18 protein-coding genes and 1 tRNA gene are annotated in these 17,976 nt (G+C 71.2%); 11 read left to right on the top strand and 8 right to left on the bottom strand.

What is annotated here, in order from left to right:
- Positions 1-28 precede the first annotated feature (28 nt).
- From OP04_RS09600 to OP04_RS09590, 3 genes are all read right to left on the bottom strand, one after another.
- Positions 29-535: a DUF2231 domain-containing protein gene (locus OP04_RS09600; RefSeq protein ID WP_051797357.1), complete on the bottom strand. Its 507-nt coding sequence runs from the start codon at positions 533-535 to the stop codon at positions 29-31.
- Positions 536-874: 339 nt separating this feature from the next.
- A complete protein-coding gene (locus OP04_RS09595; RefSeq protein WP_033339201.1) occupies positions 875-1,426 on the bottom strand; it encodes a GNAT family N-acetyltransferase in 552 nt (183 codons plus the stop codon).
- Entirely contained in the window at positions 1,423-2,157 is a 735-nt protein-coding gene (locus OP04_RS09590; protein ID WP_033339200.1) for a GntR family transcriptional regulator, read from the bottom strand. Before OP04_RS09590 ends, OP04_RS09595 begins: the two co-directional genes overlap by 4 nt.
- Positions 2,158-2,434: 277 nt before the next feature.
- Here OP04_RS09590 and OP04_RS09585 point away from each other — a divergent pair, with 277 nt between their 5' ends.
- A complete protein-coding gene (locus tag OP04_RS09585) occupies positions 2,435-3,220 on the top strand; it encodes a phosphotransferase (RefSeq protein WP_033339199.1) in 786 nt (261 codons plus the stop codon).
- Between the two features lie 52 nt (positions 3,221-3,272).
- On the opposite strand, the gene OP04_RS09580 is transcribed toward OP04_RS09585, so the two are convergent.
- Positions 3,273-3,345: transfer RNA gene (locus tag OP04_RS09580), tRNA-Thr, on the bottom strand.
- 157 nt (positions 3,346-3,502) lie between these two features.
- Between OP04_RS09580 and OP04_RS09575 the strand changes: the two genes are divergently transcribed.
- Entirely contained in the window at positions 3,503-4,066 is a 564-nt protein-coding gene (locus tag OP04_RS09575) for a type 1 glutamine amidotransferase domain-containing protein (protein ID WP_033339198.1), read from the top strand.
- On the opposite strand, the gene OP04_RS09570 is transcribed toward OP04_RS09575, so the two are convergent.
- Positions 4,063-5,691, bottom strand: a complete 1,629-nt coding sequence (locus OP04_RS09570; protein WP_033339197.1) for a fatty acid--CoA ligase — start codon at positions 5,689-5,691, stop codon at positions 4,063-4,065. The genes OP04_RS09575 and OP04_RS09570 overlap by 4 nt on opposite strands.
- 66 nt (positions 5,692-5,757) lie before the next feature.
- On the opposite strand from OP04_RS09570, the gene OP04_RS09565 reads away from it, so the two are divergent.
- The 3 genes from OP04_RS09565 (at position 5,758) to OP04_RS09555 (ending at position 9,033) form a co-directional block, all read left to right on the top strand.
- Positions 5,758-6,252 carry an NUDIX domain-containing protein gene (locus OP04_RS09565; RefSeq protein WP_033339196.1) on the top strand — a complete coding sequence of 165 codons (495 nt, stop codon included), beginning with the start codon at positions 5,758-5,760 and terminating at the stop codon, positions 6,250-6,252.
- 42 nt (positions 6,253-6,294) lie between these two features.
- Positions 6,295-7,554 carry an MFS transporter gene (locus OP04_RS09560; RefSeq protein ID WP_051797355.1) on the top strand — a complete coding sequence of 420 codons (1,260 nt, stop codon included), beginning with the start codon at positions 6,295-6,297 and terminating at the stop codon, positions 7,552-7,554.
- Positions 7,555-7,791: 237 nt separating this feature from the next.
- The gene (locus OP04_RS09555; RefSeq protein WP_033339195.1) at positions 7,792-9,033 is read left to right on the top strand and encodes a GAF domain-containing sensor histidine kinase; all 1,242 of its coding nucleotides are present in this window, start codon (positions 7,792-7,794) and stop codon (positions 9,031-9,033) included.
- Between the two features lie 30 nt (positions 9,034-9,063).
- Here the strand turns inward: OP04_RS09555 and ku are convergent, their stop codons facing one another.
- The gene (ku, locus tag OP04_RS09550) at positions 9,064-10,119 is read right to left on the bottom strand and encodes a non-homologous end joining protein Ku (RefSeq protein ID WP_033339194.1); all 1,056 of its coding nucleotides are present in this window, start codon (positions 10,117-10,119) and stop codon (positions 9,064-9,066) included.
- Positions 10,120-10,260: 141 nt separating this feature from the next.
- Here ku and ligD (OP04_RS09545) point away from each other — a divergent pair, with 141 nt between their 5' ends.
- Together ligD (OP04_RS09545) and ligD (OP04_RS09540) are read left to right on the top strand one after the other, a co-directional pair.
- Positions 10,261-11,193: a non-homologous end-joining DNA ligase gene (gene ligD, locus OP04_RS09545; RefSeq protein WP_033339193.1), complete on the top strand. Its 933-nt coding sequence runs from the start codon at positions 10,261-10,263 to the stop codon at positions 11,191-11,193.
- The gene (gene ligD, locus OP04_RS09540) at positions 11,186-12,091 is read left to right on the top strand and encodes a non-homologous end-joining DNA ligase (protein WP_033339192.1); all 906 of its coding nucleotides are present in this window, start codon (positions 11,186-11,188) and stop codon (positions 12,089-12,091) included. Before ligD (OP04_RS09545) ends, ligD (OP04_RS09540) begins: the two co-directional genes overlap by 8 nt.
- Here the strand turns inward: ligD (OP04_RS09540) and OP04_RS09535 are convergent.
- Entirely contained in the window at positions 12,088-13,746 is a 1,659-nt protein-coding gene (locus OP04_RS09535; protein ID WP_033339191.1) for a DNA repair helicase XPB, read from the bottom strand. The two genes, ligD (OP04_RS09540) and OP04_RS09535, sit on opposite strands and share 4 nt — an antisense overlap.
- Positions 13,747-13,877: 131 nt before the next feature.
- Here OP04_RS09535 and OP04_RS09530 point away from each other — a divergent pair, with 131 nt between their 5' ends.
- Positions 13,878-14,081, top strand: a complete 204-nt coding sequence (locus OP04_RS09530; RefSeq protein WP_033339190.1) for a hypothetical protein — start codon at positions 13,878-13,880, stop codon at positions 14,079-14,081.
- A 3-nt stretch (positions 14,082-14,084) separates the two neighbouring features.
- Here OP04_RS09530 and OP04_RS09525 read toward each other — a convergent pair whose 3' ends face one another.
- The gene (locus tag OP04_RS09525; RefSeq protein ID WP_033339189.1) at positions 14,085-16,538 is read right to left on the bottom strand and encodes a helicase-associated domain-containing protein; all 2,454 of its coding nucleotides are present in this window, start codon (positions 16,536-16,538) and stop codon (positions 14,085-14,087) included.
- Positions 16,539-16,656: 118 nt separating this feature from the next.
- Here OP04_RS09525 and OP04_RS09520 point away from each other — a divergent pair, with 118 nt between their 5' ends.
- The 3 genes from OP04_RS09520 to OP04_RS09510 all read left to right on the top strand — a co-directional run bounded on the left by OP04_RS09520 (position 16,657) and on the right by OP04_RS09510 (position 17,950).
- Positions 16,657-16,845, top strand: coding sequence for a hypothetical protein (locus tag OP04_RS09520; RefSeq protein ID WP_033339188.1), 189 nt, complete (start codon positions 16,657-16,659; stop codon positions 16,843-16,845).
- 1 nt (position 16,846) lies between these two features.
- Positions 16,847-17,449 carry an HAD family hydrolase gene (locus tag OP04_RS09515; RefSeq protein ID WP_269746673.1) on the top strand — a complete coding sequence of 201 codons (603 nt, stop codon included), beginning with the start codon at positions 16,847-16,849 and terminating at the stop codon, positions 17,447-17,449.
- 114 nt (positions 17,450-17,563) lie between these two features.
- Positions 17,564-17,950 (top strand): cold-shock protein, encoded by a 387-nt coding sequence (locus OP04_RS09510; protein ID WP_033339187.1) that lies wholly within the window; start codon positions 17,564-17,566, stop codon positions 17,948-17,950.
- Positions 17,951-17,976: the final 26 nt, after the last annotated feature.

Raw genomic sequence — 17,976 nt, 5'->3', positions numbered from 1 at the left:
CATCGAACACCGGCCGATGTTCAATCGGTCACCGAACACTCACCAGCGCACCGAGCGCCCGCACCGTGCGGCCGCGCAACGTCACCGGCTGTGCCTCGCCCTCGGCCGGCACGCCGTCCACCAGCTCACCCGCCAGCCACGCCGCGAGCCCGCCGAGCACCAGCGCCAGCACCTCGAAGATCAGCACACCCGGCCCCGCCGCCCGTGCCGGATCACCGACGCGCACCAGCCAGATCACCGCGAACATCGCCAGCACGCCGCCGTTGATCAGCCCGTGCGCGATGGCGAACCGCCGCGCCCGCGTGCCCGCCTGCAGGAACAGCAGATCGAGAATTCCGGCCAGCCCCGCGATTCCCGCGCCGAACAACCCGCCGACCACCTGCCAGTACCCGGCCATCGCCAGCAGCGCCGGACCGCCCATCAGGTGGAACAGATCGAAGATGACCGCGGTCACGAACAGCCCCATCGGCAGCATGAAGAGCATCAGGTGGACCGGGTTCCCCGAGACTTTCAACCGGCTTTCCACGATCGTCACCCACTCCCGAATCGGTCAACGCGTCGTCGCCCGGGTGCTACCCGCCCCTCAATACACCAAAACGCCGGTCTCGGTGTGACACGCCACGCATACGCCTGCGCTTTCCTGGGGACGACCCCAGACCCGATTTTCCCGCTTCCAGCGTGGTGGCGATCCGCATGCTCCCGCGGGCCAACCTCCGGTGACCGGAAGACTCCGCTGGCGCTCCGCTTCCGACCCCCGATCGGAGCCGGTCCCGCCGTACTCCCGAAACCCCACCGCCGCCCCGGTCCCGCGGCGAGGCGCGGCTTCCGGCCGCCGTGAAATCCTTCAGCTACCTGTGATCCGTCGAGGCTTCGGCTATCCGCCATCGGTCTTGAGCCGACCGTCATACGGCTGGGCGGCGCGCTGGAAGCAGGCACCACTGATCCGCGACTCCACGGTCCGGACGTGCCGGAAGCCGAGCTGCCGGTAGTAGTCGTGGAGCTTCTCGTTCGTCGTCCAGGCGTCCAAACGGAGCCATGTGAGTCCGGCTGCGTACGCACGGCCGCCGGCCCAGTCGAGCAACTCGCCCCCGAGTCCGTCGCCAGAGTGCACCAGCGGGATCATCTTCGCCGCGTAGAGCGCGTCCGCCGGATCGTCCCCTGGATGCCAGAGCGCGTCTGGCGCGTCGTGCGCCGGCTTCCAGAGCCCGTCGGCGTCGGTGGCTGCGGCCAGGGTGATCGTGCCTGTCGCCACGTGGTCGTCCCAGACCATCCAGGTCTGCCCGGCCGACACTGTGGCCGCCACGGCGGAGCGAGGGAGCGGGATGGACCACTGGTCCTCGCCGCGGGTGGCGAGCCATGCGGTGCGCTCCCGGCGCCACGACATGATCGTGTCGACGTCCGAGAGCGCCGCGCGCGTGATGATCACCGCTCCTCCCGGTGCCGAGCGATGACGGCCGGATCTCCGAGCGTGTAGACCACGCGGTTGAGGTGGCCGGCGAAGATCGTGACCGAGACTCGAACCGGTCTGTCCGGCGAGAAGCCGGTCCTGGTGAACGCCAGGACGGGCGTGCCGACCGCGAGGCCGAGCAGCTGTACGTGCTCAGGCGTGGGCATCATCGCGACCAGGTCGTCCTCGACGGCCGGCTGAGGAAAGCCACGGTCAGCGAGAAGCCGGGTCGTGCCCTGCGGGACGTCCCGCGGCGACAGGAGTTCGGGCACCTGCTCACAGAGGTCCATCGGGTACCAGGTGTCCTGCAGCGAGCTGGGCTTGCCGTTGACGAGGCGGATGCATCGCCGGAGCCCGGCCGGTGAATCCGCCTCGACGCCGAGGCGCTCCGCCAGCTCGGCCGGCAGCTCGGCGATTCGCATCTCGAAGCGCTGCGACGGTTCGTAGCCCTGTGCCTGAACCTCGCCGAACCATGCATCCGACTCGGGCCAGAAGCCGGGCTCCATCTCCGCGCGGGAGGCGTGGTAGGTGAGCATGAGCGCCGCGCGCACCACCATGCCGCCTGACCGGCCGGGCACGCTCTCGACCAGGCCCTCGTTGACGAGTAGACCGGTGGCGAGGCGCACGGTGTTGCGGGAGACGGAGTACTCGTTCATCAGCTGCGGCTCGGTGGGCAGGCGGGCGGCGTTCTGGGGCTTCACGATCTTCATCACGACGACACACCGTGCCGGCCAGCGATGCCATGACCGATGCCCTGGCGATGAGACGTGCTTCTCTCGTACAGCGCGCCGGGGAGTGGGCGCAACTGGCAGCCCAGATCGTCATCGACTCGCATGCCGCAGGCGACTCGTGCGGCTCAGGGTGCGGTGGCGACGATGACTGCACACGTCTGGACGAGGCCTTGACCCTGCTCGTTGCAGAAGGTGAGTTGCACTTTCTGCTGTGGACGGGCCGTGGGCGCGTACCGCCTGACCGAGGAGTGAGCACGTGCGCAGTGACTGGGACGTTCTGCCTGAAGCCGTCACCGCGAAGATCGCCGAACTGATGGCCGGCCGCTACGGCGTGGCACCTGCTCCGGACGGAGATCATGCGGAGATCGCAGCGACCGTGACGGGGCCGGACGGGAAGGTTTTCGTCAAGGCGGCCTCCTCGGACCCGGGCGTCCGATCGCTGCGCTACGAGCTGGCGGCGAACGAGGCGGTCGCGAAGGTCCTTCGCTACCCGCCCGCGATCAGATGGTCTTACGAGGCGGACGGCTGGTTGGTGGTGGGGACGGAGCACCTGGACGGCGCCCACCCCGACCTGTCGCCCGGCAGCCCCGACCTCGGCCTGCTCGCGCAGGCGCTGCACGAGCTCCAGGGGACGCCCGCGCCGGACGGCTCCTGGTACGGCGCCAACGGCAGGCTCGGGTTCTTCCACCCCGCGATGGACGGCGAGACGCTCGTCCACTCTGATCTCAACCCGGCCAATCTGCTGGTGACCGCGGACGGCCTGCGGATCGTCGACTGGGCGTACACGACCAGGGCGGCACCCTGGGTGGAGCTGGCCCTGCTGGTCCAGTGGCTCATCGGTGGCGGCCACACGGCCGCGCAGGCGGAGAGCTGGCTGGCACAGTTCCCCACGTGGCCTGCCGACCGGGAGGCGTTGGACGAGTTCGCGTCGAGGAACGCCGCGAAGTGGGCGGGGAAGGCCCGGCAGCGCACCGAGCGATGGGTGCACGACCTCGGAACCTGGACCGGCGCCTGGGCGGTCTACCGCCGCAGAGTCAGCTGACGAAACGACGAAGCCCCTGCTCACCGAGGTGAGCAGGGGCTTTACGTTACCGAGCCGCCTGACGGAATCGAACCGTCGACCTTGTTATTACGAGTAACACGCTCTACCGACTGAGCTAAGGCGGCAACGCCCACACAATATACGTCACGCGCCGGACGGCCCTCCACCCGAATCCCCCTCGGCGCGTTGCGGCAGGTCACGAGGGTGCCGGGTTTCGGCGCGGGCGGGTCGGGAACCGGGGTGGAGGGAAGAACGGAACACCGGGAAGGAAGCGAACGGGACATGGGTGCGGTGCTGGAGGGGAAGCGGGTCGCGTTTCTGGCGGCCGACGGGTTCGAAGAGGTCGAGTACACCCAGCCGAGGCAGGCGGTGATCGACGCGGGCGGGACGGTGGAGCTGGTGTCGATCAGGGCGGGTGAGGTCCAGGCGATGGAGCACATGGACAGGTCCGAGACGTACCCGGTGGACAAGGTGGTGGCGGAGGTCAGCGAGCGCGAGTACGACGCGCTGGTGCTGCCCGGCGGCGTCGCGAACCCGGACTTCCTGCGGACGGATCCGGACGCGGTCCGGTTCGTGCGGTCGTTCTTCGACGCGCACAAGCCGGTGGCCGCGATCTGTCACGGGCCGTGGACGCTGGTCGAGGCCGGCGTGGTGGACGGGCGCACGCTGACGTCCTGGCCGAGCCTGCGCACCGATCTGGCGAACGCGGGCGCGACCTGGGTCGACGAGGAGGTCTTCGTCGACAACGGGCTGGTGACCAGCCGGAAGCCGGACGACCTCCCGGCCTTCTGCGAGAAGATGGTCGAGGCGATCGCGGACGGCCCGCACGTGCGACAGCACGCCTAGGACAGTTCAAGAACAGAAAGATCCCCCGCCGCGTACGACGAGCGCACCTGCTTCTTGTCGAACTTGCCGACCGAGGTCTTCGGCACCGCAGGGATGAACGCCCACCGCTCCGGCAGCTGCCACTTCGCCACCCGCTCGGACAGGAAGTCCCGCAGCTCCGCGGCGGAGACGGACACGCCCTCGCGCAGCACCACCGTCGCGAACGGCCGCTCTCCCCAGCGGTCGTCCGGTACGCCCACCACGCACGCCTCCAGGACCGCGGGGTGGGCCATGAGCAGGTTCTCCAGCTCGACGGAGGAGATCCACTCACCGCCGGACTTGATCACGTCCTTGGCGCGGTCGGTGAGCGTGAGGAAGCCGTCCGCGGAGAGCGTGCCGACGTCGCCGGTGCGCAGCCAGCCGTCCCGGAACTTCTCCGGGTCGGTCTCGTCGTCGCTGAAGTAGCCGGCGGTGACCCACGGGCCGCGCACCTCCAGCTCGCCGACCGCGGCGCCGTCGGCCGGCATGACCTCGCCGAGCGGCCCGACGATCCGGGCCGCGACGCCGGCCGGCACCCTGCCCTGCGAGTACCGGTACGCCCACTCGTCGTCGCCGGTGGCGCTGGCCGGCGGGCGGGACACGGAGCCGAGCGGTGACATCTCGGTCATGCCCCAGGCGTGCACGATCGCGATGCCGTACCGCTCCTGGAACGCGTGCATGAGCGCGGGCGGGCAGGCGGAGCCGCCCACGATCACCTCGGTCAGCGAGGAGGTGTCCGACGGGTGAGCGTCCAGGTGGGTGAGCAGGCCGGTCCAGATCGTGGGCACGGCCGCGGCCTTGGTCGGCCGTTCCACCTCGATCATCGACGCGATCGCGGCGCCGGCCATGAACCGGTCCGGCATGATCAGCGACGCGCCGGACATGAACGCCGCGTACGGCAGCCCCCAGGACATGGCGTGGAACATCGGCACGATCGCGAGGTACCGGTCCCGTGAGGTGAGGCCGAAGCCCTCCGGCGTGCAGACCTGCATGGAGTGCAGCCAGATGGACCGGTGCGAGTAGGCCACGCCCTTCGGGTTGCCGGTGGTCCCGGACGTGTAGCAGAGCGCGGCCGCGTCATGCTCGTCCGGCGAAGGCCACTCGTAGGAGGAAGGCCGCCCCTCCAGGAGCGAAGACCAGGAGTGCACCTGATACGGCCCGGCCGGCACCCCGTCGGCCGACCCGTTGACGACCACGTGCTCGACCGTCGTCAGCGACGGCAGCACGCGCGCCAGCAGCGGCACCAGCGTCTCGTCGACCAGGATCACCCGGTCCTCGGCGTGGTTGATGATGTACGTCAACTGCTCCGGGAAGAGCCGCAGGTTGAGTGTGTGCAGGACCGCGCCCATGCTCGGGACCGCAAAATACGCCACCAGGTGCTCCGCGTTGTTCCACATGAACGTGCCCACGCGCTGGTCGCCGGTGACGCCGAGCTCGTCGCGCAGCGCGTGGGCCAGGCGGGCGGCCTCCGTACCCACCTGGGCGTAGGTCATCCGGCGTGAGCCGGCGCCGGTCCAGGTGGCGACGTCGGCGGTCCCGTGCACGGTGCTGCCGTGCTCGAGGAGGCGGGAGACGAGCAACGGGGCGTCCATCATCGTGCTACGCATACGTAACAAACTATGTGGCCGGGGTCACAGTGCGAAAGGTTTCGGCGGCTGTGAAAAACTGCGGTCATGGTCAGCATTCCGTGGGCGGACTCGTACATGGGCCAGATTCGTGAGCTGGCCGGCGACCGGGTCCTGATGTTCATCGCCGCGCGTGCGGTGCTGCGCGACGATCAGGGCCGGGTGCTGCTGATCCAGCGGTCGGACAACGGGCACTGGGCGCTGCCGGCCGGCGCGATGGAGCTGGGCGAGTCGATCGAGCAGTGCGCGATTCGTGAGGTGCAGGAGGAGACCGGGCTCGACGCGCGCGTGGTCACGCCGTACGCGTTGTACTCCGGCCCGGACTACACGTTCACGAACATGTGGGGGCACACGTACCAGCACATGGTCGCCGGCTTCCGGGTGGACGAGTGGGACGGGGAACTGCAGCGCGTGACGGACGAGAGCCTGGACGCGGCGTGGGTGGACCTCGCCGACCCGCCGTTCCCGATCCCCGGCACCGTTACCCGTACCGTCGATGACCTGGTCGAGTTCGAGAGCACCGGGCGGTTCGTCCTGAAATAGAGGTGCCGCGCCGGCCAGGTTCCGGCATGATGCCGGAACGTGATGGACCTGTCCCCGCTGCGGATCTCGCGTGACTTCCGGCTGATCTTCACCGGCGCCACGGTGTCCGGCTTCGGGTCGTTCATCAGCTTCGTCACGATCCCGTGGCAGGTCGCGCAGATCACGAACGATCCGCTGCTGGTCGGGCTGCTCGGCCTCTGCGAGCTGGTGCCGCTGATCGTGATGTCGTTCGTCGGCGGCGCGCTCGCCGACTACGTCGACCGGCGCAAACTGGTGCTGATCGGCGAGGTCGCGCTCTCCGCGCTGGCGTTGCTGCTGCTGGCCAACTCGCTGCGGGCCGAGGCGCACCTGTGGGTGCTCTTCCTGGTCGCGGGCCTGACCGCGGCGTTCGAGGGCATCCAGCGGCCGGCCATGGAGGGTCTGATCCCGCGCGTGGTGCCGCTGGAGAAGATCGCCGCGGCCACCGCGCTGAACTCGCTCAGCGCCCAGGTGCGCCAGCTCGCCGGCCCCGGCCTGGCCGGCGTCCTGATCGCGACCGTGGACCTGCACTGGGTGTACGCGTTCGACCTGGCCACGTTCGTGGTCTCGCTGGTCTGCCTGTGGCTGGTCAAGGCCGTGCCCCCGCCGCCGGCCGCGGACCGCCCGTCGATCAGGTCCGTGGTCGACGGCCTGCGCTACGCGCGCAGCCGCCCGGAGTTGCTCGGCACGTACCTGGTCGACATCAACGCGATGTTCTTCGGCATGCCGTCCGCGCTCTACCCGTTCATCGCGAACGACCTCGGCGGCCCGGAGGTGCTCGGCCTGCTCTACGCCGCACCCGCGATCGGCTCGATGATCGCCACGCTCACCTCCGCCTGGGTGGGCAGGGTGCACCGGCACGGCCTGATGGTGGTGCTCGCGGCCGGCGGCTGGGGCCTCGGCATCATCGGCGCCGGCCTGGCGAACTCACTCTGGCTGGTGGTGGCGTGCCTGGCGTTCGCGGGCGCGGCCGACATGATCTCCGGCCTGTTCCGGGCCACGATCTGGAACCAGACCATCCCCGACCACCTGCGCGGACGCCTGGCCGGGATCGAGATGATCTCCTACTCGGTCGGTCCGCTGCTCGGCGGCACCCGTGCCGGCCTGGTCGCGAAGTTCACCGGCGTCGGCGGCTCGATCGTCTCCGGCGGCGTCCTGTGCGTGCTCGGCACGATCGCGCTGGCCGCCGCGCTCCCCACGTTCCTCCGCTACGACGGCCGTGACGGCCTCGAACGCAAACGCACCGCCGACGAGGACTGGGCCAAAGCCGCAGAAAACCGATAAAACCCTTCGAACAAAAGATCGTTTTCCCACTTCGCGGTGGTCCGGCAGCGTTGCTCCCGCGGGCACCGGTCGTCGCTGGCGCTCCTCCCTGCCGGTGCCGTGGGTGGTGGCGTCCAGAGCCAACCCGCCCGTTCGCTCAACCGTCCGGCCGGGCAGCCGATGGGACAGGTCGACAGGGCGCCCGGACGGAACCGCGGCGCTGCCGGCTACCTACCCACGGACGGGACCCACCTTCAGATGCAGGCTGCCTCCCCGACGAAGAGCGCGACGAAGACCGCCGCGGCCGATGACGCGCGCGTGCGTACCCTGCGGGATCTGGGTGTGCTCGATGCGCCTGCCGAGCCGGAGCTGGACGATCTGGTGCGCGTCGCCGCGCACGTCTGCGGTGTGCCGATGAGCTCGCTGATGCTGGTCGACGCGGACCGCGAGTGGTGCATGGCCGCGTTCGGCCTGCCGCGCGGCGCGAACCTGCCCCGGACCGCCTCGGTCTGCGACCACGTGATCGCCTCGCACGCGCCCGTCGTCGTGCCGGACGCCACCCGTGACCCGCGCTTCGCCGCGCACCCGCTGGTCGTGGGCGGCCCGCACCTGCGCTTCTACGCCGGCGTGCCGCTGACCGTGGGCGGGCAGGTGCTCGGCGCGCTGTGCGTGCTGGACGACCAGCCACGCATGCTCGGCGACGATCAGCTGGAGATGCTGGAGGCGCTGGCCCGGCAGGCGTCCCGCCACCTCGCCCTGCGCCGGGAACTGCGCGAGCTGGAGGAGGCCCGGGTACGCCTGGAGCTGGCCGACAGGATGAAGGACGACTTCGTGGCGCTGATGACGCACGAGGTCCGCACGCCGCTCTCCTCGGTCCGCGGCTACCTGGAGGTGCTGATCGACAGCGACGACCTGTCGAGGCACCAGATGGACCGCTTCCTGAGCGCGATCGACCGTAACTCGCGGCGGCTGCTGCGCATGGTCGACGACGTGATGCTGCTGTCCCAGGTCGGCGGCGTCGGCGGAACCGCGCTGGACCTGCGGCGCGGCGAGGTGGAGCTGGCGTCGGTGGCCACGGCCGCGGTCGCCTCCGCGGTGCCGGCCGCGGCCGCGAAGGGCATCACGGTGCGGACCGCGCGGCTGGACGAGGTGCGGGTCAGCGCGGACGGCGCACGGCTCGGCGAGGCGCTGGGCCACCTGCTCTCGAACGCGGTCAAGTTCACGCCGGCCGGGGGAGAGGTGACGGTCGAGGTCTGCGACGGCGACGTGCCCGAGTTGCGGATCCGGGACACCGGCATCGGCATTCCGGTGCACGAGCAGCCGATGCTGTTCGAGCGGTTCTTCCGGGGCGAGGCGGCGCGCGACAGCGAGTCGGCCGGCGCGGGCCTGGGCCTCTCCGTCACCAAGGTCATCCTCGACGCCCACGCGGCGAAGATCTCCCTGGAGAGCGAGTCCGGCAAGGGCACCGACATCCGGATCACGTTCCCGCAGCCCGCCTAGAAGATCACAGACCCTTCGCCGGTACGGCCGTCAGGACGCCTTCTTCGCCGTGCTCTTCGCAGCGGCCGTGCTCTTCGTGCCCGTGGCCTTCTTGGCCGCCGCAGTGCTCTTCGCCGCCGTGGTCTTCTTCGCGGTGGTGGTGGCGGCTGCCTTCTTCGCGGGCGCGGCCGCCTTCTTCGCCGGCGCCCGCTTGGCGGGGGCGTCGTCGGTCTTCCCGGCCGCCGCCTTCTTCGCCGAGCCGGGTGCATGCGTCGTCGCGTCGGGGGACTCTTTCGTACCGTCGCCGGATTTGTGGGGTGGTTCTTCTCCGCGGGCGGCGCGGGCGCGCTCGACCGAGGCGCGCAGGGCCGCCATCAGGTCCGTGGCGGCGGGCGCGGCCTCCTCTTCCTCCTCCGGCGCGACCACCTCGCGGCCCTCGACCTTGGCGTTGATGACCTCCTGCAACGCCGCCCGGTAGTTGTCGCTGTAGGCCTTAGGGTCGAAGTCCGCGGCCATCGAGTCGATCAGCGAGGAGGCCATGGCCAGCTCGGCGGGACGGACCTCGATGTCGTCGTCCAGGAAGCCGAAGCCGGGTTTGCGCACCTCGTCGGGCCAGAGCATGGTGTTGAGCAGCAGCACGTCGTCGTGGACGCGCAGCGTGGCCAGCTGTTCCCGCTGGCGCAGCGCGACCTTGACGATCGCCACCCGGTCCGCGTCGCCAAGCGCTTCGCGGAGCAGCACGTAGGGCTTGGTGGCGGTGCCGTCCGGCTCCAGGTAGTACGACTTGTTGTAGAGGATCGCGTCGACCTGGTCGGCCGGCACGAACTCCAGCACCTCGATCGCGCGCGACGTGGAGAGCGGCAGGTCCGCGAAGTCGTCGTCGGTCAGGATGACCATCTCGCCGCCGCCGATGTCGTAGCCCTTGGCGATGTCGTCGAACTGGACCTCTTCGCCGTCCACGGAGCAGACGCGCTTGTACTTGATCCGCCCGCCGTCGTCCCGGTGCACCTGATGGAACCGGATGTCCTTTTCCTCGGTGGCCGAGAAGAGCCGCACCGCGATCGACACCAGGCCGAACGAGACGGCACCCTTCCAGATTGCCCGCATGGTCCGCTCCCTACCCGCGCGAGGCGCCTCGAACCGCCTCTACCAGCCGGAACCCCCGCCCGACCTTTGGCCCGGTATCTACGAGGATCGCACTGATGCGAACATCGCGCGAGGTTTTGGAAACCGTTCTAGGCTGACTGAATGCCGGCCGGGCCTCGTCCGATGCTGGCCACGTCGGGCGAACTGCCCCTCGGAGCCGGCTGGGCGTACGAGTTCAAGTGGGACGGCGTCCGCGCGCTCGCCGACGCCGCCGGCGGTGCACTGCGTCTGGCCGCGCGGTCCGGCGCGGACATCACGGTCGCCTACCCGGAGCTGACCCCGCTCGGCGGACTGCTGGACGACGCGCTGCTGGACGGCGAGATCGTGGTGCTGCACGGGGGCCGGCCGTCGTTCGCGCTGCTCGCGGAGCGCATGCACGTGCGCAACAAGGCCCGCGCGGCCCAGCTGGCGGTGACCCGCCCGGTGACCTACCTGGTCTTCGACCTGCTGCGGCTGGACGGCGTGGATCTGATGCAGAAGCCCTACGCGGACCGCCGTGCGCTGCTGGAGTCGGTCCTCACGGACGGCCCGCGCTGGAATCTGTCGCCGATGTTCCTGGACGGTCCCGGCACGCAGCGGGCCGCGGAGGAGAACAGCCTGGAGGGCGTGGTCGCGAAGCGGCTGGACTCCGCCTACCGGCCGGGCGTGCGCTCGCCGGACTGGATCAAGATCAAGATGGACCTGACCGGGGACTTCGTGATCGGCGGGTGGCGTCCGGGCGTGCGCCGGATCGGCGGTCTGCTGGTCGGGGTGCCGCAGCCGGACGGCGCGCTGCGGTACTGCGGGCGGGTCGGCGGCGGGATCAGCGCGTCGACGGAGAACACGCTGCTCTCCCTGCTCGCGCCGCACGTGACGGACAGATCGCCGTTCGCGTTGCTGCCCCGCGAGGATGCCCGCGGCGCGATCTGGGTGGACCCGGTGCACGTGGTCGAGGTCAAGTACGGCCAGCGCACGCCCGAAGGCCGCCTGCGTTTCCCACGATATTTGCGTTTACGTCCGGATAAATCGCCCGGAGAGGTGGCCGACGATGCCTAGTCGCATGACGGTCGAGGTGGAGGGGCGCGAGGTGGAGCTCTCCAACCTCGACAAGGTGCTCTACCCGTCCGCCGGCTTTACCAAGGCCGAGGTGATCGACTACTACACGCGGGTGGCGCCGGCGATGCTCCCGCACCTGCGCGGCCGCCCGCTCACCCGGATCCGCTACCCGAACGGCGTCGACGGCCAGTTCTTCTTCGAGAAGAACAAGCCCGGGGGTACGCCGTCGTGGGTGCACACCGAGACGCTGCCGGTGCCGGGCTCCACGCTGAACCGGGAGAACATCGACTTCGTGATCGTGGACGACCTGCCCACGCTGGTCTGGGTCGCCAACATCGCCTCGCTCGAACTGCACACGCCGCAGTGGCGGCTCGGCGCCGACCCGGACCTGCTCGTCGTCGACCTGGACCCGGGCGCGCCGGCCGGCCTGCGCGAGTGCTGCGCGGTCGCGGTCCTGATGCGCGACCGCCTCGCGGACGACGGGCTCGCCTGCTACCCGAAGACGTCCGGGAAGAAGGGCATGCAGCTGTGCTGCCCGGTCGCGGGCAGTCAGGACGCCGAGATCATCAGTGGGTACGCGAAGCGCGTCGCCGAAGAGCTCGCACGCCTGGTCCCGGGCGGGATCACGGCCAGAATGGCGAAGCAGCTGCGCCCCGGCAAGGTCTTCATCGACTGGAGTCAGAACGCGGCGTTCAAGACCACGGTCGCGCCGTACTCGCTGCGCGCGCTGGCCTCGCCCACCGCCTCGGCGCCGCTGACCTGGGACGAGGTGGAGGCGATCGGCACGGGGTTGTCCGACCCGCGCCAGCTGTCCCCGTCGGAGGTGCTGGCGCGCCTCAAGTCCGACGGGGACCTGCTGTCTCCGCTGTTGTCCGGCGGCCCGGCGGTGCCGGTCTAGAACTCCGGCAGCTTCGGCCCGAGGATGTCGTCCGCGTCCGTGATCGTGTAGGCGTAGCCCTGCTCGGCCAGGAAGCGCTGCCGGTGAGCCGCGTACTCCGTGTCGATCGTGTCCCGGGACACCACCGTGTAGAAGTGCGCCTGCCGCCCGTCCGCCTTCGGCCGCAGCACCCGGCCCAGCCGCTGCGCCTCCTCCTGCCGCGACCCGAACGTGCCGGACACCTGGATCGCCACCGCCGCCTCCGGCAGGTCGATCGAGAAATTGCCGACCTTCGAGATCACCAGCGTGGAGATCTCGCCGGCCCGGAACGCGTCGAACAGCCGCTCGCGCTCCTTGTTCGTCGTGGACCCCTGCACGATCGGCGCGTCCAGGAACTCGCCGAGCTGGTGCAGCTGGTCGATGTAGCCGCCGATCACCAGCTTCTGATCGTCCGGGTGCCGGTCCAGCAGCGCCTTCACCACCGGCAGCTTGGTCCGCGCGGTCGCGGCCATCCGGTAGCGCTCCTCCGACTCCGCGGTCGCGTAGCTCATCCGCTCCGCGTCGGTCAGCGTCACGCGCACCTCGACGCACTCGGCCGGCGCGATCCAGCCCTGCGCCTCGATGTCCTTCCACGGCGCGTCGTACCGCTTCGGGCCGATCAGCGAGAACACGTCACCCTCGCGGCCGTCCTCGCGCACCAGCGTGGCGGTCAGGCCGAGGCGGCGGCGCGCCTGCAGGTCCGCGGTGAACCGGAAGATCGGCGCCGGGAGCAGGTGCACCTCGTCGTAGACGACCAGGCCCCAGTCCCGCGCGGAGAACAGGTCCAGGTGGGTGAACGCGCCGTTTCGCCGGGACGTGAGCACCTGGTACGTCGCGATGGTGACCGGGCGGATCTCCTTGCGCTCGCCGCTGTACTCCCCGATCTCCTCCTCGGTCAGCGACGTGCGCGCGATCAGCTCCCGCTTCCACTGCCGGCCCGCGACCGTGTTCGTCACCAGGATCAGCGTGGTCGCCTTCGCCTCCGCCATCGCGGCGGCGCCGACCAGCGTCTTCCCGGCGCCACAGGGCAGCACCACCACGCCGGAGCCACCGGCCCAGAACGTGTCGACGGCCTCCCGCTGGTACGACCGCAGCGTCCAGCCGTCCTGCGCGAGGTCGATCTGGTGCGCCTCGCCGTCCACGTAACCCGCGAGATCCTCGGCCGGCCAGCCCAGCTTGAGCAGTGCCTGCTTCAGCCGCCCGCGCTCGGACGGGTGCACCGAGATCGTGTCCTCGTCGACGCGGGCGCCGAGCATGCCGGCCATCTTCTTCGACTTCGCGACCTCGACCAGCACCATCCGGTCCAGCGCGTGCAGCACCAGGCCGTGCTGCGGGTGGTTCATCAGCTGGAGCCGGCCGTACCGGTCCATGGTCTCGGCCACGTCCACCAGCAGCGCGTGCGGCACCGGGTAGCGGGAGAAGCGGATCAGCGCGTCCACCACCGCCTCGGCGTCGTGCCCGGCCGCCCGCGCGTTCCACAGGCCCAGCGGCGTCAGCCGGTACGTGTGCACGTGCTCGGGTGACCGCTCCAGCTCGGCGAACGGCGCGATCGCGATGCGGCACGCCTGCGCGTCCTTGTGGTCGACCTCCAGCAGCAAGGTCTTGTCCGATTGCACGATGAGTGGTCCGTCAGGCACGTCCGTGACTCCCTCCAGGCGACCATCCAGTCTGTCACGCGATCAGCGCATGCGGGCAATTCACCGTGTCCCGTACGTCACGTAGATGTCACCCTCGATACGGGTGCTCACCTATGCGGGCGGGGGTAGGCATGCGTCCTTCCGACGACGAATCCCAGGTGTCACGGGCCACCGTGGCCGGTTACACGGTGCTCGGCCTGGTGCTGATCGGCTGGTTCCTGTACGGGCTCTTCATCGAGCGCCAGGGCCTGGTCGACTCCATGGGCGAGTCGCTCGGCTCCGCGGTCACCGCGCTGCTGATCCTCTCGATCATCGGCTCCATCAGGGGCGGGTGAGCCTCACGTCGGCAGGACCGCGGCCGTGATCCGGTGCAGCGCCATCGTGTGCAGCATCTCGGTCCGCTCGTCCTCCGCGCGCAGATAACCCGCGCCGATCGACACCGGGCGCACCAGCCGGGTGGCCGTGGCGCCGTGCGCGTCCACGTACCCCACCCAGACCAGCGCCTTGTCCCGGACGGCCTGCTGCAGCACGGCCAGCGCCAGCGTGTGTGCCTGCCCGTCGCTCTCCCGCACGGTCGACGGCGCCCGCCGGGCCGCGCGGGCCGCCGCGTCACCGCGCCGGATCTGCTCGACGATGCCGGACAGCCGCGGCCGGGTCAGCCGGGACGCGATCAGCGAGTCCGACGCCTGCGCGCTGCCCAGCGGGATACGGGCCGCCGCGCGCTTCGACTTCGGGCGGGCCAGCACGGTCGCGCCGGACGCGTCCTCCGGCACCGGCGCGTACCCGGCCTCACGCAGCGCGGGCAGCAGACGGCCGGGCGCGTACGGACTGCACAGCACGGTCGGGGCCAGCCGCCGCAGCGCCAGCTGGGCCAGCCGCTTGTCCGCCAGCGCCTCGGCCAGCAGCGACTCGTCGTCACTGCGCAGGTAGGCCCCGGCCGTCCCGACCCGGAGCCCGCCGTGCTTGCGCGCCACGTCGTCCACCAGGTACGTCAACGCCTGCGGCACCGGGGTCCGGGACCGCACCTTGAACAGCGTGTGCAGCTCGTCCGCGGAGTAGCCCGCGTCCAGCGCCCGCCGCACGCTCGCCGTGGTCAGCCGGTAGACGCTCGCGCCGCCCGCCGACTCCTGGTCCGCCACCGCCTCCAGCTCCGCGGCCATCGACGGCTCCGGCGGGCCCGGCACCACCACGGACAGGTCCGCCTGGATCAGCACGTGGTCGACCGGCGCGGGCAGCAGCCCGTCCAGCGCGCGGACCGCCTCCGGGTCGCCCGGCGCCCGATCCGCCTCCGCACGCCGGCCCAGTGGATCGTCCGCCATCGCGGCGTCCCGGGCCGTCGCGGCCGACTCCTCCTCGACCAGCAGCCGGCCGAACGAGGTCAGCGCGCCCAGCCCGGTCACGCCCAGCGCCGCGGCCTCGGCCAGTGCCAGGTGCGCCGCGCCCTCCCAGCCCCGGGTGCGGCGCGGCGAGCGCCACACCATGACGGACAGGATCTCGTCGCCGGTCGGCGCCGCACCCGGCGACAGCCCGGCCAGCACCTCCATCACGACGCGCCGGTTCGTCGGCGCGCCCGGCCGCTCGCCGTCCGCCGACAGCGCGTTGAGCGGCTTGTCCCGGTCGTCGCGCTGGCCCGGCTGGACCACCTGGCGGGGCATGGCCAGCCAGGAACCGGCCAGCGAGGCCCAGCGCTGCGCCAGCGACATGGCCCGCCACAGGTCGTACGTCACGGTCGGCAGCCAGATCTGCTCACCGGCCGGGCCACCCACCCGGCGGCTCTTCGCGGTGGCGGCCTCGGAGTCGCCGAGCAGGCCGGCCGCGTACGCCACCTCCAGCAGCAGGATCGACGTGCCCTCCTCCACACCGGCGGTCTTCGCCAGCCGGCGGATCTCCCGCACGCCCAGGCCGCCGGCGCGCAGCACGGCCGGGGGCTCGGCCGCCACGGCCTCCAGCAGCGCCTCGACCCGGCGTACCGTCTCCATCGCCTGGCCCGCGCCCGCGGAGTCCGCCGCCTTCGGGTCACGGCCGACCGGGGTGATCGCCGGTGGCCGCGCCCGCAGCACGCCGAGCGGGCCGGTGTCGCGCCGCAGCAGCAGGCCGATCTCCCGCGGCAGCTCCACGGTCTCCGCGGAGACCGGCACCAGCAGGCCCTGCTCGACCAGCCGGCGCACCGGGCCACCGGGCTCGTCCGCGCCGTCGTCGCCCGCGTCCGCGTCCGCGGCGCCGATCGCGGAGCCGGGCGTCACCCCGGCCAGTGCGGCGGCGGACACGGTGCCCACCGGCGGGCCCTCGGCCAGCCGGTCCAGCACCGCGCGGGCGGCCGGCGACGCGGCCAGCACGGCCCGCCGCAGCCTCGCCGGGTCCGCGCACAGCGCCTCGGTGCGCGGGTTCAGGTCCGCGGCCGGATGGCCCAGGCCCGCCGGGTAGGGCGAGGACACGTCGTCCAGCGACGGCGACAGCTCCAGCGCGTTGTCCGGCCCGTAGAGCAGGAACAACGCGCGCAGCTCGGCCAGCGCGTCCCGCGCCTCGGCGACGCTGGGCGCCATCGCCAGGATCGCGGTGACGGAGGTGTGGCCGTCCGCGTCGCGGGTCAACCGCGCCGCGTCCAGGATCAGCAGCGTGAACTGGGTGAGGCCCTCCAGCGCCCGCGCCGTGGACACGCGCGACTGCGCGCGGGCGGCGAGCGCGGACACGTCGACGGGAACGGGCACGGTCAGATCCGGCCGGCGGCGCAGCAGGTCGCTCAGCTCATCGTCCGTACGGGAGCGCAGGTGGTCCGCGAGTGAGGTGGTCATCGTCCTACAACGCTATCCGGCCGCGCCCGGCGCGGGAGATCCATGGGACGATGATCCCTGGACGAGGCCCCCGGCGGGAACATCTTCGCGGGCCATATCGACAGGCGAGGAGCAGCACATGGCACAGCGGCCGGCGACCACCCAGCCTCAGGAGAAGGTGCGGTCCAAGGCGGTGAAGCCCGGTCACCTCGCGGTGTCCGAGTTCGCCTCCGACCGTCCCGGCGCCAACTCCCCGTTCGGTGACGACCAGACGCTCCCGCTCCCGGTCGAGCGCCTGACCTACCACCGCAGCGACTCCGGGCACTGACGTGATAACGGTCGGCTTCGACCTGGACATGACGCTGATCGACTCCCGGCCCGGCATCGCCGCCAACTACCGGGAGCTCACCGCGCGCACCGGTGTCCCGGTCGACGCCGACCTCGCGGTCAGCCGGCTCGGACCGCCGCTGCGCACCGAGCTGGCGAACTGGTTCCCGCCGGACGCGATCGAGGACGCGGTCGCCACGTTCCGCGCGCTCTACCCGGACCATGCGGTCACGCCCAGCCTGCCGATGCCCGGCGCGCTGGACGCGCTCCGGGCCGTACGCGCGCGGGGTGGCCGTGTGGTGGTGGTCACATCCAAGCTCGGCCGCCTGGCCCGGCTGCACGTCGACCACCTCGGCCTGCCCGTCGACGAGATCGCCGGCGACCTGTTCGCCGAGGGCAAGGCCTCCGCGCTGACCGCGCACGACGTGCGCGTCTACGTGGGCGACCACACCGCCGACATGGTGGCCGCGGCCACGGCCGGCGTGCCCGGTGTGGCCGTCGCCACCGGACCCTGCTCGCCGGACGAGCTGGCCGCGGCCGGAGCGGCCACCGTGCTCACCGGACTCGCGGAATTCCCCGGCTGGTTGGCCGATCATCTCGACTGATTCGGCCGCTTCTCCCCGCCAGGATTGCGGTTGGTCGGAATCGAAGCGGTCAGTAGCCTTGTGACCACTGGGCGGCGCAAGGTCGCCCGTTGTCCAACGGAGTTGAGGTCCGCGGTGCCTACGGGTCGAGTGAAGTGGTACGACGCGCAGAAGGGCTACGGTTTCGTCACCAGCGATGAAGGCGGCGACGTGTTCCTGCCCAAGGGTGCGCTCCCCGCTGGTGTCACGGAGCTCAAGGGCGGGCAGAAGATCGAGTTCGGCGTCGTCGACAGCCGTAAGGGCGCCCAGGCCATGGGCGTCAAGCTGCTCGAAGCCCCGCCGTCCGTCGCCGAGCTGCGCCGTCGTCCCGCCGAGGAGCTCCACGGCCTGATCGAAGACATGATCAAGGTGCTGGAGGCGAAGATCCAGCCCGACCTGCGCCGCGGCCGTTTCCCGGACAAGCGCAGCGCGCAGAAGGTCGCCCAGGTCGTGCACGCGGTCGCCCGCGAGCTGGAGATCTGATCCGGTCCTGTTGCGGAAAGGGCCCC

Source organism: Catenuloplanes japonicus, from assembly GCF_000717135.1.
GTDB classification, from domain to species: Bacteria; Actinomycetota; Actinomycetes; order Mycobacteriales; family Micromonosporaceae; genus Catenuloplanes; species Catenuloplanes japonicus.
The sequence above is the reverse complement of the archived record's forward strand: the minus strand, read 5'-3'. Positions and strand labels throughout refer to the sequence as shown.